The organism is Flavitalea plasmicola, assembly GCF_030546645.1.
GTDB lineage: Bacteria > Bacteroidota > Bacteroidia > Chitinophagales > Chitinophagaceae > Puia.
This window is the reverse complement of the sequence record NZ_JAUOTO010000014.1, coordinates 24,208-42,562: the sequence shown is the minus strand read 5'-3', so window position 1 is coordinate 42,562 and position 18,355 is coordinate 24,208. Positions and strand designations below refer to the sequence as shown.

4 protein-coding genes are annotated in these 18,355 nt (G+C 51.6%); all 4 read right to left on the bottom strand.

What is annotated here, in order from left to right; translation table 11 throughout:
• The coding region (locus Q4E93_RS34220; protein WP_303592605.1) for a condensation domain-containing protein at positions 1-379 on the bottom strand (379 nt) is incomplete at its 3' end.
• A gap of 9 nt (positions 380-388) precedes the next feature.
• Complete coding sequence (locus Q4E93_RS34215; RefSeq protein ID WP_303592604.1) at positions 389-6,793, bottom strand: non-ribosomal peptide synthetase; 6,405 nt, start codon at positions 6,791-6,793, stop codon at positions 389-391.
• A 30-nt stretch (positions 6,794-6,823) separates the two neighbouring features.
• Positions 6,824-10,699 carry a condensation domain-containing protein gene (locus Q4E93_RS34210; protein WP_303592602.1) on the bottom strand — a complete coding sequence of 1,292 codons (3,876 nt, stop codon included), beginning with the start codon at positions 10,697-10,699 and terminating at the stop codon, positions 6,824-6,826.
• A gap of 21 nt (positions 10,700-10,720) precedes the next feature.
• Positions 10,721-18,355: an amino acid adenylation domain-containing protein gene (locus tag Q4E93_RS34205; RefSeq protein ID WP_303592600.1), complete on the bottom strand. Its 7,635-nt coding sequence runs from the start codon at positions 18,353-18,355 to the stop codon at positions 10,721-10,723.

Genomic DNA, 18,355 nt, shown 5'->3' with positions numbered 1-18,355 from the left:
GGACCAGCACATCCTCATTCAGATTGAATGGCCTGGAACGGTCAACCTTCTTAAAGTCCTGGATAAGCGCCTCTTTGACATGCGCGTCAGGTTCATGGCTGATATCATGATAGCAAAGGTCTACCTCCCTTTCCTTCAGCACCACCTGCAACGGAATATCCATCTTCTTATGGTTGAACACCGTCCGCAGCACCTCATGCCGGGAAAACAAATACTCCCAGCTCGCCTTTGCAATACCCACGTCCAGCAAACCATGGATCCGGTAGGACAGCTGCTCGATATACGCCGATGGCTTATCTCCCGCCAGGTAATGGAAATACAAACCCTCCTGGGCGGGAGATAACCTAAAAATATTCTGTATGTTTTTCTTTAAAAGCATAATCTACATTTAGTCGAAGAAAGTATCAAGGTCCTGCATGGACAATCCTTTAAATACAAGGTCGCTGGGCGTCAATTCCCGCTCCTCGAACGCAACGCAAAATGAAATGACCGTTGACAAGGCGTCCTTGTAAGCCAGCCCTATCGCCTGGATCTCCTCCGCGCGAAAGTGATGTACATTGTATTCGATGTCCATGCTCAGCTGGTTGTCTCTTATGAAGCCCGACACTTCCAGCTCGTGTGCTCTTTCGGCGCCCGCGTCTTTTATGGATCCTTTACTTTCTCTGGACATCCGGAAAAAAGATTCCTGGTTCCTGGTAGCCAGTTCGCCAAGGTAATTGAACCCGATCTGTGGCTTCAGGTGGAATTTCACATCCTGTTTATGCTCCGGCGAGGTCAGGTATTTAAGGATGCCATATCCAATTCCTTTATTAGGCGTTCTTCTCAATGCTTCTTTCACCGTCTTTATCTGCAGGCCGGGATCATCTCCAGGTGTCAGTTCCAATAGTACGGGATAGACGGTAGTGAACCACCCGATGGTCCTGCTGACATCCATATTATCCAGCACTTCCTCCCTTCCATGTCCTTCCATGTCGATTGCGATCTTAGCCAGCCCTGCTCTCTTTTTAATAGCCATGGCCAGGGCAGCCAGAAGAATATCGTTGATCTCGGTGGAAAAGGGGATATGGACCCGGGTGAGCAGCAGCTCGGTTTCATTCGCGGAAAGTGAAAAAGAGAAATTTCCCGCGTCCTTTACGAGGTTTGTCTCCGCGCTTGTGTGTAATACGACCGGCGAATATGAATTGAATAATTTCCAGTGCTCCTTCTCTTTAAGGAACACTGTACTGTCGGCGTACGCGCGCAACCTTTCCGACCATACTTTGTAAGAATCGCTTTTGGGCGCCAGGTGCGATCCTTTCCCCTCTCTGAAATGCCTGTACAGATGCTCAAGGTCCTCCAAAAGTATCCGCCAGGATACGCCATCAATGACAAGATGGTGTATCACTATCAGCAGCCGCTCGCCGTCATCCAGTTTAAATAAAGCGGTTTTCATTAGCGGCCCCGTCCGCAGGTCTATTCCTGCCTGTATCCCGGCCGCCTTTTCCTGCATGAGCTGCAAGGCCCCTTCCTTACCCCGCAAATCATACTCTTCGAAGTGCGGCAACTCTTGCCCCGGCGCCACTTCCTGGATCATCGTCCCGTGCTGATCCCTGTAAAATACGGCCCTCAGCATATCGTGATGCCGGAGGATGGCGGAGAGCGCCTGTTTCAAAGGATCTGCTTCCAGTCCGTTGTGATGGTATAACAGGATTGCCTGATTATAGTGGTCCGGCCTGACACTTACTGTGTTGAAAAATTCCTGTTGGATGGGCGTTAAAGGAATGGTCCCTTCCACCGGCGATTGATCAGGTATATGTACGGTCTTCTTCATGACCTTTGCCAGGTCCTTGATAAAAGGGAACTGGAAAATATCCCGCATATTGATCTTATATCCCTCCTTGTATGCCCTGGCCGTGATCTGGATGGCCTTGATCGAGTCTCCGCCTGATTCAAAGAAATTATCGCTGATGCCTATCTCGTTTCTTCCCAGGACCTCTTTCCATATTCTTACCAGCAAAACCTCCGTTGCATTGCGGGCCGTTTCATAGGACACCGTTTCCTGCCTGTGGAGCTCCCTGCAGGCAAGCGCTTTCCGGTCTACCTTTCCATTCGCCGTCAGCGGCATCTCCGGTACCCGGACCAATATACCCGGAACCATAAAGTCCGGCAGTTGCCGGCGCATGGCTGCCTGCGCCGCCTGCACATCGAATGTCTCATCAGCGGTGACATAACCCACCAGTGTATTTACGCCGCCCGAACCCTCTGCCCGGGTCACTACGGCGCATTGCCGGACCCCCGCGCAGCTTTCCAGCACTCTTTCGATCTCGCCCGGCTCTATGCGGTAGCCCCGGACCTTCACCTGGTCGTCGCCACGTCCCAGGTATTCCAGGTTGCCGTCTTCCAATGTTCTTACCAGGTCTCCCGTACGGTACATACGACCCGCCGCAAACGGGTCGTTTAAAAAATATTTCGCATTTAGTTCCGGCCGGTTCAAATAACCACGGCCCACCAATAGACCTCCGATATATAATTCTCCCGCCACCCCCTCCGGCACCAGCCGGCCCTGCTTGTCCAAAATATAAATATGGGCATTCCCCAACGGCTTGCCGATGGGTACGGTCTTTCTATTCCTGTTCTCAGGGCCATACCTGAATTTCATGGCGATGACAGTCGTTTCGGTGGGACCATACTCATTATAGAAGCGGACCTTATCACACCACTTTTGGGCCAGCGGCACAGGACAAACCTCGCCACCCACAATCACCCTCTTCAGGCTGTCGTACGCAATCTCCGGATTGACGGCGCCCAGGAAGCCGGGCGTGGTATCCAAATGTGTTATCTTTTCCTCCCTCATAAAAGCTTCAAAGGCCTGTGGGTCCAGCAGCTTCTCTTTGGAGACCAGCACGGACACACCACCCGTCGCCAGCGCCAGCCATATTTGCTCCACAGAAGCATCAAAGCAAAGATTGGAGAATTGCAATACACGCTCCCCGGCCGTAAATGCGTAATCGTTCGCCTGGTAACAGATCAGGTTGACCACCGACCTGTGCTCGATCATTACACCTTTAGGATTTCCCGTAGATCCAGAGGTATAGATGACATAGGCCAGGTTCTCCTCACCTGCTACCGCGGGAAATGCATCCGCCGGGCAGGCGGTGATTTCCCTATCCTCGTCAAGCCACACCGGCGCTGTCTCGCCCGTATCTATGACGCCTCGTAACGCTCCCTGGCTCAACACCCACCTCGCCCCGCAGTCGGACAGTATATACCGGACCCTTTCTGCAGGATAGGAGGGATCCACCGGAACATAAGCCCCTCCCGCCTTGAGAATACCCAATAGTCCGACGATCATCCCAAAACCCCGCTCCATGCAGATGCCAACCCGCTCCTCTTTTTCTATCCCCCGGCCCCGCAGGTAATGACCCAGCCGGTTGCTGCGTTCCTCCAGCTCTCCGTAGCTCATCTCTTCTCCTTCATATCGCAGGGCAATAGCCTCCGGCGTCTTTTCCGCATGACGCCGGAACAGCTCCGGCAGCGTGCCGCGATAAAAGGTTTCCGGAGCCCGGACGCCTTCCAGTAACCTTTGTTTCTCCGCCGGACGCATATAGTCGATGTCCTCTATCTTACAAAAGGGCTTCTTCAATACAGACAGCAATGAGATATAATGGTCTGCTATCTTTTCCGCCCGGTTATCCGTAAATAGATCCGTATTGTATTCCAGCTCGATCAAAATATGTTCCCCGTTAGCTCCCGGATAACTGAACTTGAAAGTGAGATCGAACAGGCAGTTTTTCTGCTCCATCTGGTATCCTTCGATAGCAATATTCTCCATATTGTCCGCCTGCGCAATCCCGTCCATGCTTAATGGTATGGCCATCACGTCAAATAAGGGCGACCGGCTCAGGTCCCGGCTAAGCTTTAGTTCGTCTACAAGCGTATCAAAGGGATATACCTGGTGTTCAATGGCATCCAGCATATTTTCTCTCACCGTCCTTAAGAAGCTCAAAAAATCATCTTCCACGGCAAGCTTGCTTCGGATGGCAAGGGTGTTGATGAACAGGCCGATCTGGTCTTCCAGATCCTCATGCCCTCTTCCGGCCACCGGCACGCCGATGACAATGTCCGGTTCGCCTGTATATTTGTATAGCAATACTTTCAAAGCGGCCAGCAGAACAATGAATACGCTGGTATCATGCTGTTCGCTTATCTCAGCAATAGCCTTTGTCACTTCCTTGCTTACAACATATGACTTCGATCTTCCCGCATAGGTCTTCACAGCCGGCCTGTCAACATCCGTCGGCAGGTGCAGCACAGGCACATCGCCTTCAAACCGGGTAAGCCAGAACTGCCGGTGTCGCTTAATGTTCTCCTCATCATGCAGCTGATGATTCTGCCATTCGGAATAGTCCTTGTATTGTATTTTCAGGGGCGGCAATGGATCTTCCAGGCCATTGCGAAAGGCGTTGTACAGCGCCGCGAGGTCCCTGATCAGGATCCGGCGGGACCAGCCGTCGGAAATAATATGGTGGATGGTAAAAAAGCAAAGGACCTTCTTCACTTCGAGGTTGATCACTTTCATCCGGAACAGCGGCCCCCTGGAAAGATCAAAGGACGCGCCGGCCTGTTCCCTCGCCATCGTATCTAAAAGCGCTTCCCGCGCAGCAGGCGGCATCTCCTGCATATCGATGTATTCACATTGGAAATGAAAGGAGTCTCCCGGCAGTATCTTTTGCTTTGGTTCGTCATCCACCATGATAAAAACTGTCCGTAGGTTCTCATACCTGTGGATGATGGCCTGGATGGCCTTATCAAAAGCAGCCCTGTCGAATTCACCTTCCAGGATATACCCGCCGGTGAGGTTGTTGGCAGCCCGGTCGGAATCCAGGTGGTCCAATACCCACATGCGCCGCTGCGCATGCGTAAGATCATAATGCTCCCTGGCTGCTGCGGGTACCATCGGGAGGTATTCCTTTTTTATCGAGTCATTTATCAACCGCGCCAGACCTGCGATCGTCGGATTATCAAAAAAATCCTTCAGCGATATTTCGATATTAAGCTCCTTATATATTCTGGAGACCACTTTCGTGGCGTTCAAACTATGGCCACCTAATGTAAAAAAGGAATGATCTACACCGACCTTTGACAACCGAAGCGCTTCGGCCCATATTTTTGCCAGCTCCTCTTCCAAAGCCGTAGAGGGCGCCCGGTATTCCTGCTGTTCATACAGTAATTCTTCGGGCATAGGCAACGCCTTTCTATCGACCTTCCCGTTGATGCCCAACGGGAGCTCCGGCAACGGAATAAAAAAGGAAGGGTGCATATACAGGGGAAGGTGAAGACCTAAGAACGCTTTCAATTCGGGAAGGGCCGTAGGCTCCTTTTCCGTATAATAGCAGGCCAGCACCGTCTCTTTCTCCCAGTTCGTCAGCGGCAGGGCAATCGCCTGCTCTATCGTGGAATAGGATCTCAGCGCTTTTTCCACCTCGGCAAGCTCCACCCTGTTCCCCCGGATCTTCACTTGCCCGTCCTGTCTGCCTACGAACAGCACGGTGCGGTCTATGTCATACTTTCCCAGGTCCCCGGTCTTGTATACGATGTCCTGAAAATCGTTGTGCAGCGGGCTCTGGATAAAACTTTTATCCGTAAGTGCCGGGTTCTTATAGTATCCTTTGGACCGGAAAGGCGTTTTGATATATATTTCCCCTATCTCGCCTATTTCGCAAACCTTATTGTTCCGGATGATAATGATCGCCGTATTGGAGATAGGCTTCCCCAGGGGTATGATAGCGGCCGGGTCTGTGGGCAGGTCATCGATCCTGTGAAAGACCTTCGCGAGGGTAGTCTCAGAGGGGCCGTAAACGTTCACCAGCTGGACTTCCCTGATAGTCGCCTGCTTCCAGTTGAGGACATCCCTGCCATACAAAGGCTCCCCTGCCAACAAAATATGCTTCAGCTGAAGCCGGCCGGCCTGTTCCTTGTTGTTTTCCACTTCTTTTGTAAGCAGTCTGAAAACGGAGGGCACAATATGCAAAAGCGTCACTCCTGCTTCAGCCAGCCATGCCAGCAGCAGGGAGGGGCTCTGGATAACGCCGGCAGCCGGTATACATACCATGCCCCCGCATAGCAACGGAACGAAAATATCCCGCAGGCTTACATCGAACATCACGGGCGCCAGTTGGGCGGTCCGGACGCTTTCATCCAGCGAGAACTCTCCTATTTCCCAATGTATAAAATGACTAAGGCTTTTGTGACATCCTTCCACCGCTTTAGGCGTTCCGGTGGACCCCGAAGTATACAGCAAGTAATTGCTCTGGTCCTTATCCAATATCTTTACGGAGGCCTTGCCCACCTGAAGTGGCCTGCTATATGCCATAAGCCCCTCCTCACCTGCAGTGAGGATCTCAAGGGAGGCCTCCCGGCTATCGATGAGCATGATCAGGACATCTTCCCCTATCTCCTGCAGCAATGGCAGCAGCGTAGACATATTTCCGCGATCCGTCATGACCAGTCGCGGCCGGACCTCGTTCAATATATAGGCAAGCCTGTTCTTCGGATAAGCCGTGTCCAGCGGGGAAAATATGCATCCGGCTTTACTTATGCCGATGATCGAGCTGATATAGGATATTCCGGCGTTGAGGTATACCCCTATCACATCCCCCTCCGGCAACGGCAGCCCAGCTATGTTGTCGGCGATGGTGTCCGAAAAGACACGCAGGCCGGCATAATCGATGTCCTGGTCCTGTTCCCTGACGGCAATATTCTTTGGCTTTTGTGACGCCACCGTATCGAAAACAGCATGAACGAATTCTTTCATAATATGCAATGATTTTAAATAGCTGCGTGTTTAAAAATCTTCTTCGACCACTTTTGTCATCATGTCGCTGAAACTCATATGCTCCATCCTGGCGCCGGCATCTGCCATGGAAGCTTTCAGCTCCTGCACGGTGCAATCCGGGTGGTCCATGGCATAGCGCACCAGGGACTCGAACCCTTCGGCCATTTTATCGATCGTCACTTCATCAAAAAGATGCGACTTGTATTCTATCCCCAGGTGCAGATGGTCGCTGAGGGAAAAGAAGAACGTCAAATCCAGCTTGCTGATCGTGCGTTCCACGCGTAGCGCTTCCACCCCCAGGCCGCCACCGAAATCCGGAGGAACGATGTCCATCCCTTCGTCCGGCGCCATGACGATCAATACATCATAGAACGGGTTCTTTCCACGGGGAGCGCTTACCTGCAGATCTTCCACGATCTGGTCATAGGGATACTCCTGGTGGTCGAAAGCTTCCAGAACGGTTTGCTTCACGGCGGCTACACAGCCGGCAAAGCTCATTTCTTCCTTTAGCTGGTCACGTAAGACGAGGTTATTGATATAAAGCCCTATCTGATTTTCAAGCATAGTGTGATTGCGGCCGGCTACCGGCGTACCCAAGAGGATGTCACTCTCCCTCGTCAGCTTATATAATAATACTTTCAAAAATGCGGTGAGGCTGATAAACAAGGTTATTTGCCTTTCAGCGTTATACTCCAGCAGTCTTGCCGTCAGATCCGCATCCATGATAAAACGGCGAAGCGCTCCTCCATCCGCAAGTCTCTTTTCTACCCTTTCGACGCGGGGCCAGCTTAATACAGGGATGTCCCCTTTCAGCTTGCCGGACCAATAAGCTTTGCTTGCACCGGCCGTATCCAGTGCAAGCAGCCTGTTATGCCATTCCGCATAGTCTTTATATTGTATGGAGAGCGTTTCCAGCGGGTCGGGCATGCCCCGCCTGAATGCTTCATATAAGGCAAGGAGCTCCCTGACCATTACCCTGAAGGACCATCCGTCGGAAAGGATATGATGGAGCACACAAACAAAAGCATATTCATCTTCACCGCAGCGGTACAGAGATCCGGTGATCAGGGGCGCCCGGGACAGGTCAAATGCATGCTTAGTCGCCTTTTCGATCAACGCTGCAGCTACCGCCGCCGCATCATTATTGATACGCAGGTCATGGTAATGAAGCTTGAATGTTTCCTCTTCATAAGGAAGGACTTTCTGTCCCGGCTCGCCTCCGGACATTACAAAGATCGTTCGCAAGATCTCATGTCGCCGCATAATGGCTTCATACGCTTTGACAAATGCATTTACATCCAAATGTCCTTTCAGCGTATATGACTGCGACATATTGTAAGTAATTGACCCCGGAGCAGCCTGGTCCAGGATCCAAAGTCTTTTCTGCGCACGGGACAATTCGTAACAGGCTTTAGGCGCGGCAGGCCGGATCTCTTCGTACCGGGAGCTTTCCGCATCCCTGATGACGGCAGCAAGTCCCCTTATAGTGGGCGATTGAAAAAAGTTCCTGAACGATATATTGATGCCCAGCTCTTTTTCTATCCTTGACAGAAGCTTGATGGCAAGGAGCGAATGGCCTCCAAGGTCGATAAAATTATGCTCCACACCGATGTTCTCCTCACTTTGGAAGACCTCCTTCCAGATGCCGGCAAGCTGTTGCTCCATTGCGGTGGCTGGCGGGACAAATTCAGTGTTGTTCCTCAGCGCACCCCGTTTCACCGGCGGCAGGCGCTTCCGGTCGACCTTACCGCTGGTGGTCATCGGTATCTCCTGCAGGCGTACGAATATTTGGGGGACAAAATAAGAGGGCAGCCGCTGTCCCAGGTAGGCCCTGATCTCCGTGTCGCCGACGGGCTCCCTGAGAACAATATAGGCGGCAAGGATACTCCCCTCTGCAAGGCTGACGAATGCCGAGCGTATCCGCGGATGACCACTCAGCGCTGTCTCGATCTCAGAAGCCTCTATCCGTATGCCATTGATCTTTATCTGATTGTCCCTGCGGCCGCAGTACTCGATCTCATAGCCCTCCTTCAATTTCCCCATGTCCCCCGTTCTATACATCCATTCGCCCGGGCGGTAAGGATGGGGAATAAACTTCTCGCTGGTCAGTTGCTTATTGTTCAAATAACCGCTGGCCAGGCTTCTACCGGCAATATATATTTCTCCCACTACCAGGAGAGGCAATAGCTGAAGATGCTTATCCATGATAAGCACCTCTGTATTGAAGATCGGCTTCCCGATGGACCTGGACGTTTTGCCGTTGTTCTCCAGCCTGCAAATGGTAGAGGAAGCCGTGCCTTCGGAGCATCCATAGAGGTTAAAGACATCGAATTTGAAATTATACTGTCCTTTTACTTCCTCTCCGCTGAGCACCAGCGCTCTCAAATGACTGAGCGTGCCGATATCGGCCATACCTGCAATACTTTCGAACACCGATGGCACGAATTGCAGGATCGTGGTTCTAATATCCTTCAGCCATTTTACCAGCGCACCTGCGTCCCTGATCACGTCGTCCCAGGGACGCAGGTAAACGGTCGATGATCCATAGGTCAATGGCAGCAATAGCTCCACGATGGAATCCCCGAAAGTAACGGTAGTCTTCTGGGGAAATACATCCGTGCTCCTGAAATCGAAATAGGATGCATACCAGAAGAGCATATTGTTCAGGCTGTCATGGGTAAGGCAGGCCCCTTTGGGCTTTCCGGTCGAGCCGGAAGTATACAATATAAAGGCGGCTCCTTTGGGGTCGATGGCGGGAAGGGCGATCGACCCGTCACAGGCCGCACCGTACCGGGAAATTTCCGAAAAACGATCCTCCGTTATGAGCAGCTTTGCCCTGCTGTCCTCCATGATATGCACATCTCGTTGTACATTTTCTGCCGGCGCCATCAGCAACACTGCCGCCCCTGTTTTCAGCACACCGATAATGCAGACCATAAAGTTTATCGATGTGGGCATGCAAAGGGCTACGACGTCTCCGGCGTGTATATTGTCATATGCTATGAGATATCGGGCCAGCTGGTCCGTGGCCAGATCCAGTTCCTGATAGGTCATGGAATGGTCACCCCAGGCCACGGCCCTGGCATCCGGAATATGGGACACCGTCTTCCGGAACAAAAAGGGAAGTGAACAGAACGCCAGCGGCCGCATGTCATGTCCGGCCCTTCCCAGAATTTCCTCTTTTTCAGAAGGGTCCAGTATTTCCAGGCTGCCTGCCCTGATCCCGGGATCACGCATGATCTTCGTCAGCACACCGCGATAGTGACGAAGGAACTGCGCCGCCAGCGGGGACGTGGGGCCGGAAGAGAAATGCAGCGTGAGGCTGAACTTTGTTCCCTCTCCGGAAAAGACCATATATGCATCGCATTGCCTGATCCCCTCACAAGCATTCTGGCACGTCCCATCGACAAATCCGATCTGAAACAAATTACGCCTTTCCTTTTCGCCGGCCTGCAGCTTGTCCAGGAGCACCCGGTAGTCATACGACTGGTGCTTTAAGTTTTCCCGGATCTTGTCTTTATAGCTCAAAAGCAATTCCTTCAAAGTAAGGGTTGGGTCGACGTTGTTGCGCAGGAAAGAAACATTCTCAGCGTCAAAGCCGTTGCCTGGCTTGTATTCCGCAGTGGTAATAAGGATGTCTTCCTCTCCTGAATACCTGGACAACAATATCCCCAATGCAGTGAGCATGATACAATACCGGCCGAATGCCGAATGGTTCGTGATCCTGTCGATGTCCTCCAACAGCTGAGTGGGCAGTTCCAGCACAGTGCTGTCAAATGCCGCTTTGCCGGGTTCGGAAAGGGCCTGCTGAAAAACAGCCAGGGAAGGTATAACACCCTTCAGCTGCTTTACCCAATATCTTTCTATAATAAATTCATTGCTCATATCCCTTATCGATTTAACTTTTCAGAACGAGAATTCGACATCCGTCTCTTTGTCTACTTTGCTGCCACTCTGCAGAAATGCGCTCAACGCCTCGCTTTTCAATGGTATCTCATCCACAGGCCGCAGGTCATCATGCAGCACATATTCCAGCAGGGACCTTAATTCCTGCGACATCTGGTCTATGCGTGCCTTGTTGAACAGGTCCTTGTTATACCGTATCTCGCACCCGATGCCGTCATCCAGCTCGATGAAATAAAAAGAGAGATCGAACTTGGTGGAGGCGATGTTCAGGCTATATCCTTCCATACTGACATTGGCCGGCAACGATGCCTGGTCTGCCCTGTTGTTTTGTAACACTACCATCACTTCAAACAGGGGAGACCTGCCTGGCACCTGGGGAAGATGCAGGTCTTCCACCATTCTATCAAAAGGGTACATCGAATGAGCATAGATTTCTATAAGGGTCTGCTTAACCTTATCCATTAATTGCCTGAATCCGGCCTTGTGGGAAAATCTGATACGTACGGGCAGCGTATTGGCATACAAACCGATCTGGTCTTTCAGGTCTTCGTGATCTCTGCCGGCCACCGGTGTACCCAGGACGACATCATTCTCCCCTGTGTATTGATAGAACAAAGCGCTCAGGGAGGCAAAGAGCAGCATGAACAGGCTGGCATCGTACTGCCTGGCCTTTTTAGAAAGCGCATCTTTCAGCGTCTTATCCATAAAGAATAAGCAGGATGCCCCGTTAAAGGTCTTTATCTGCGGACGGCTGTTATCCGTCGGCAGGTTCAACAGTGGCGCGCCCTCCAAAAGATCCGACCAGAACACCTTTAGCTCCGTGCCCTGCTGCCCCTTCAATTGTTGGTCCTGCCAGCGGGTGAAGTCTTTATATTGGATGCGCAGCGGCGCGAGCGGACTCTCCCGTCCGGCGCTAAAAGCATCATAAAGAGAGGATATTTCTCCTATCAGGACATCCATGGACCACGCGTCTGAAATAATATGATGTATCGAAAGGAGGAAAAGATATTTCTTCTCTTCCAGCCTTATCAGCACAGCACGCAATAGGGGGCCTTTTTCCAGGTCAAATCGTTTGAGGACTATTTCGTCGGACAGGCTTTTTGCCATTTGTTCCTTTTCCACGGCATGTCGGAGATCGATGCATTCCATCTCAAAATGATTGGCCCCATCACTATTCACCTTTTGTTTGACCTCTCCGTCTATTACGGCAAAGGTGGTACGTAAGATCTCATGACGCCATACCAGCTCTTTAAAAGACCGTTGGAATGCGGCCTCGTCCAGCTCACCGTTGAAGATCTTTGACTTTACGGAATTGTAGGCAATGCCTGCCTCGTCCACCTGGTCAACGACCCACAACCGTTTCTGGGCATGGGACGCGTCATAATATTCCTGTATGTCCACAGGCTGTATCGGTTGATACTCCTTTTTCTGTAAGGTTGCCATCAGATCACGCAGCTGTTGGATACAGGGATTTGAAAATATGTCCCCGATGTTGACAACACAATTCAATTCACTGTAAATTCCGGTAACCACCTGTATTGCTTTCAGTGAGTGTCCGCCCAGATCGAAGAAATTATCGCTGATGCCGATGTTCTTATGCCCAAGGACTTTCTCCCAGATCTCCACCAGCTTGCTTTCCACCCCGTCGCGGGGAGGAATATAAGCTCCTCTTCTGGCAAGCTCGAAATCTACATTGCCGGCAAACGTCTCCGGGAGTATGGATCCGCCGCTCTTTTCCCAATCAGCAGGCAGGGCGATAAGATGGGCAGGGATCATCATGGCCGGCAAATATTCCCCGAGCCTTTGTTGCACACCGGGCAGGTGATGGTCCCCCGTCAAGTACACGATCATACGGCGTCTTTCGCCGGCCTGTCCCTCCATGGCCACGGTGCACGCCGCCTCATTCGTTAAAGACCTTATCAGGTCCGCGATCTCCTCCATTGAAATTTCCTGGAAGTCAATGGAAACAAAGCCTTCTTTGTTTCCGGTCACCAGGAGCTGTCCGGCAGGCGACCATTTCCCCAGCAGTCGTGTTCTTAGCAAAGCTCCTTCGCCGCCGGATGCACGAAGACATATCTCTCCCACACATCCGAAAGGCAATAGCTCACCATTTTTATCCAATATCAATACCTGGTCCCCGGCCACACGGCAAATATGATTATCGCCGGAGATCTCCGTAAGGGCAAATGACACTGAATGGGCGACAAATCCATGCTCCTGGAAAATCTGCATTTGAGGGTTGAATGCCCGGAGCATGTCGATCTGACGTCCGGCCAGCTGTTCGCCTTGAACAACGATCTTCCTGATCTCCGTGGGAACGTACGGCATTTTATCAAGGTCCACGATCTGGTCGGGAGATATTTTGACAATGTCCAGCCCGGGATTCAGGAACATCTCGAAAAAAGCCTGGCCCAGGTCCTTACCGGAATAGTCGAAGACTTTCTTCCCGGCAATCAATGGGCAAAGCAGCGAGGTCAAAGCACCATCTGCGGCAGGAGAGGTAAATGACGCCATATTCCCTCCTCCCCCGTCGCCAAAAAATATTTTATTACAATATTGCAGGTAACCCGCCAAAGCAGCATGCGTTATCCGGATGCATCGAATTTCGACCGTGGAGATGGAGGAACATTTTATATAAGCGATGCTTTGCGGTGAGGGCCCGCCGGCAGGGTCATCCGGGGAATAGCGATCGAGGTCTGTTTGCTGCAGGTTGCCGGAGAGGCCATAACACAGGCGGGCAGCTATGCCGTCGCATTTGTCTTGTAAGCCGGCGGCAAGGTCCTCCTGCTCCTTGTCCGATATAAGAATGCTTGCTTCAGCGGCCCTGATCATCTTTTCCAGCCTTCCAGCCGGATGGCCCGGATCGAGGATACACCAGGGGAAGTTCGCTTTCATGGCCCCCATTAAAGAGATATGCAGGTTCACCGGGTCCCTGACCAGGATGGCGATGACGGAATTTTTCTCTACCCCCAGTGATCCGAGAAGGTCCGCCAGTTGATTGGCCCTCCTGTTCAGGCGGCCATAGCTTATCTCTTCCATTCCGACAACCAACGCAATGTCCCCGGGGTGCAGCCCGGCTTGCCGTTGGAAAAGCCCCGGCGCCGTATGGCCGGCATCTGCGATACTTGCCGCTGCGTTGCCCTGCTGTAAAATAAAGGAGACTTCGGCATCCGGAAGGATACGCTGGGATCTAATGGGCAGATCCGGATCGCTTATGACAGATGCGGTCAGCTCCTTGAAATGCAGCAGCATTTGCCGGGCACGCCGGGCCGTAAAAAGGTCTGTATTGTATATCAGCCCTATATTCAGGCCGCCATTCACCTCCGAGCAATGGAATGACAGGTCGAACCTGCTGAAATCGTGATGGATACGGTAGCTGGAGACGGCAATATTCTCCAGTCCCTGCGGGACAGGCAGCTCTTCTGCAACAGCGAAATCCTGGTTGCCCCAGGCAAAATTGACATCGAACAGCGCATTCCTGCTCCTGTCCTTATGGAGTGACAGGTCGTCCACCAGTTTGTCATAAGGATATACCTGGTTGTCGTAAGCTTCCAGCGTAAGCTTTTTAATATGCAACAGCAGGTCTTTAAAGTTGTCGTTCTCATGGAAATCGCTTCTAAGCGGAAGGGTGTTGACAAAAAATCCCAGCTGGTCCTCCAGGCCTTCATGCTCTCTTCCCGCGATGGGAGTTCCGATAACGATATCCGTTTGACCGGTGCACCGGTAAAGCAGCGCATACAGGACCGAAAGGACACTCATGAACAGGCTGGCGCCATGATGAAGGGATAATTGGTTTAAAGCACTGACAGATTGCTCATCGATGAAGATCTCTGCAAAGTCGCCATTGAATGTTTTGACGGCAGGCCTGGGATGATCCGTCTCCAATGCAAGGGCCGCAGGCATATTCCTGAACTTATCCAGCCAGTATTGTTTCTGCAGCAGACCATCCCCGGAATCCAGCTGTTGCCTATGCCAATTCTCATAGTCCTTGTATTGGATCTTCAGGGAAGGCAAAGGATTATCCGCACCTTTACTGAAGGCCGCATACAGGACCAATAGCTCATTTATCAGCAGCCTGATCGTCCATCCATCGCATATGATATGATGGATATTGAACAGACAGACTCTTTTCTCAGGTGATATCTTCAGCAATTTAACGCGGATCAACGGTCCTCTTTCCAGGTCGAAAGGCATATGGGCTTCCTCTCCGGCCAGCTTCGTCGTTTGCGCTTCCGGATCTTCTTCCATGGAGAGATCATAGTGCTGCACGCTATTGCCCGCGTCGGATGCCGAAAGTATCTTCTGCCTGGGTTCCCCCTTAACGGAAATAAAAACCGTTCGCAGAATCTCATGGCGCTGTATTAAGGCATCAAATGCCTGATCGAATGCCCGGACATGCAGGCTGCCATCCAGCGTGTACCCGGCCAGCCTGTTGTAGGCAATGCTGTTGCCGCTGATCTGGTTCAATATCCATAAGCGCTTTTGCGAATGGGAAAGATCATAATGCTCCTGCTCTGCCACTGGCAGGATGTCCTGGTAGGACACCTTCGCAGACTGCCTGATCAATTCCGCCAGTGAAGCAATGGTTGGCGTATCAAATATATTCTTCAGATCGATTTTTACGTTTAGCTCCTTATAGATCCTGGACACCATCTGCACCGCCCGCAGCGAATGCCCCCCGATCTCGAAAAAATTATCCAATATCCCGATGTCCTCTTTGTTCAGCACTTCTTTCCATATGCCGGCCAGCTGGGTTTCCACTTCATCGGAAGGAGCCACATACTTCACCTTTTGATCCTCCCTTTCGTCCTTCGGATGGGGCAGTGCTTTTTTATTCACTTTGCCGTTGCCGGTGAGGGGCAGATTGGGAAGCCTGACATAATACACAGGGATCATGTAATCAGGCAGGAACCGGCCCAGGAACTCCCTGACCTCGCTAAGTTCGATCCTCCCTTCAGGAACCACGTAGGCCACGAGCTGCAGCTCATGCTCTTTCTGTACGGCAAGGACCGCAGCTTGCTTTATCCCCGCATGCTTCAGGAGCACGGCTTCGATCTCCCCCACCTCTATGCGGAAGCCTCTTATCTTGATCTGGTCGTCATTCCTGCCTAAAAATTCCACCTTCCCGTCCAGGGTCCACCTGCCCTTGTCTCCCGTCCTGTAAAGCTTCGCACCGGCGGCAAACGGGTGATCTATGAATTTCTCCTTTGTCAATCTTTCATTTCTAAGGTATCCGCGGGCCAGGCCGTCGCCGGAAATACAGATCTCTCCGGTCTCACCGACAGACACTGGACGCATACCTTCATTTAAAATATAAACGGAGGTATTGCTGATAGGCCTGCCGATCACCGGCCTTTTGCAGAAGGCTTCAAAATTCCACCTTGTAACAGGCTGCGTTATACACCCGATCGTTGTCTCGGTAGGTCCATAATGGTTGAGAAATTCCACTTCGGGACGGTGTGCCAGGAATTTGCCTACATCTTCGGTTCTGATCCGCTCGCCGCCTAACACCACCAGGCGAAAGCAGTATGCCTGTACATTTTCGTGAAAATCCAGGTCATTCATGATCATACTGAAATGCGAAGGCGTCAGCTTGATATAGGTGATCCCCTCCTCCCTGATCAGCCGGATCAATGCCTGCGGGTCCAGGAAATCCGTCTCGGGCAAAATGACCAGGCAGCATCCACAGGCCAGGGAAGTCCACAAGCTGGTATAACAAAGGTCGAACGCTATGGAAGAAAATAAAACAGTCTTGTCGGAGGGGCAGATGGAATGACGGTCCTTGCACCAGTTGACATAATTCAGAAGTGAATAATGGGTGATCTCAACGCCTTTGGGCTGTCCGGAAGACCCTGAAGTATAGATCACATAGGCGAGATCGGAGGCTTTATTGACAGGACCCGGGTCGGATGTACCCTCCTCGAGACCGTCCAGCATTATATCCAGTATAAATAGATGGCCGTTGAGCTCACCAGCCGTATCGAACATATATTCCGAATCCGTCAGTAATGCTTTTATACCCGCCTCTTCCATGATATGCCTGTTCCGTTCAGCCGGATAGAATGGATGAAGCGGCAGGTACGCCCCCCCTGCTTTCAGGATAGCAAGAATGGCTATGATCATCCGCTCGGACCTCCGGAGTTTCACCGCGATAATATCGTTGGGTGCGATCGCATAGTGCCCCCGCAGATAGTTAGCCAATTGATTCGCCTTTTCATTCAACTGCTTATACGTCATCCTGGTGGCTTCGAATACCACAGCTTCGCGGTCAGGATACAGCGCAGCCTGTTCTTCAAATAGGGAGAGGATGCTGGTCCTGTTTTGAAAAGCCTGCTCCGTCCTGTTAAAGCCGGCAGTGACCTGTTGAAATTCATGATCATCCAGGGTGGAATAGGCAGCTATCGCATCGTCCGGCCGGATCAGTATTTCCTGCAGCAGGCGTAAAAAATGCCTGGACATCAGTTGTATGGCATTTTCTGAAAAAAGTCCGTTGTCAAATGCCAGTATAAACCGAACCTCGTCTCCGTAATCATAGCAGATCAACCTTACGGGAAAATAATCCGTTTCGGATCTCAGATCCGAAATGGCAAACACCGTGTAGTCATCCGCCCAGCGCATGGTATCCAGTTGCAAATATTCAAATCCTGCTCCGAACAACCTCTGCGCCGGCGGGTAATAGTCTTCCCACCCGATGGCATGCTGCAATGTTCTTTTTATCTTATTAGCTACCTCTCTGAAAGATTGCGTAGGACGCATCGGCGCCTGGACAGGCAAAGTCCTGCTCATGGGTCCGATAGTGCGTAACAGCTCATCATAATGCCGGCTGTTATTCACAAATCCTATTCCTATATGCTCCTGTTCAGCATACCGTTGTATCAAAATGGCGAAACCCGTGAACAGGATGTCCCTCACCGATGCGCCCAGCTTTTTTGAAAGCAGCCCCAACTGCGCTGTTTGCTCCGTTGGCAAGGTGAACCTGTACATTTGCGCAGAACGCTCCGAAATCTCAAAGCGATCCTGCATGACGAGTGAAAAGTTGAATTCCCCGGGATCGATCCTGTTCCAATAGTCTTCCGCTGCCGGCTCGGGAGATTGAGCGATGCCGGCCTGCCAATCTGTAAATTGACGATATTGGATGACCTCGCCCGCCGGGTCCTGACCCAGGTAGGCCATACAGATCTCCCGGGCCGCCTGCTGCAACGAATGAGCATCGACGGAAACAGAAGGCATTGTGAGCAAAAAGTAGAATTCCCGGTCCGAAAGCCGGCAAAGGTCGATCCGGTATGAAATACCTTCCTTTATAAAATTTGCAAGCCGGAATTGCGCTCCATCCGTCTGCCCCGTGAAGACCTGATCGATTTCACTGAGATCATCTACCTCCAGCCACCGGTGATGGCAGACCAGCGTATCCATGATCTCAGGTACCAAGTTTCCCTGTGGATCTTCTTTATACACCGTACGCAGCATCTCATGCCTTTGCGCAACCTTCTGTACCGCATCCTGCAATCGTAAGCGATCCAACTCCCCGGCGATATGCACGGAAACGCAGGAAATGAGTGGGATCCGCGTCCCGCACGTGCTCCATAAGCATTTCTGAAAGACCGACAGGGCTGGCATCCTGCTATTTTGATTCAT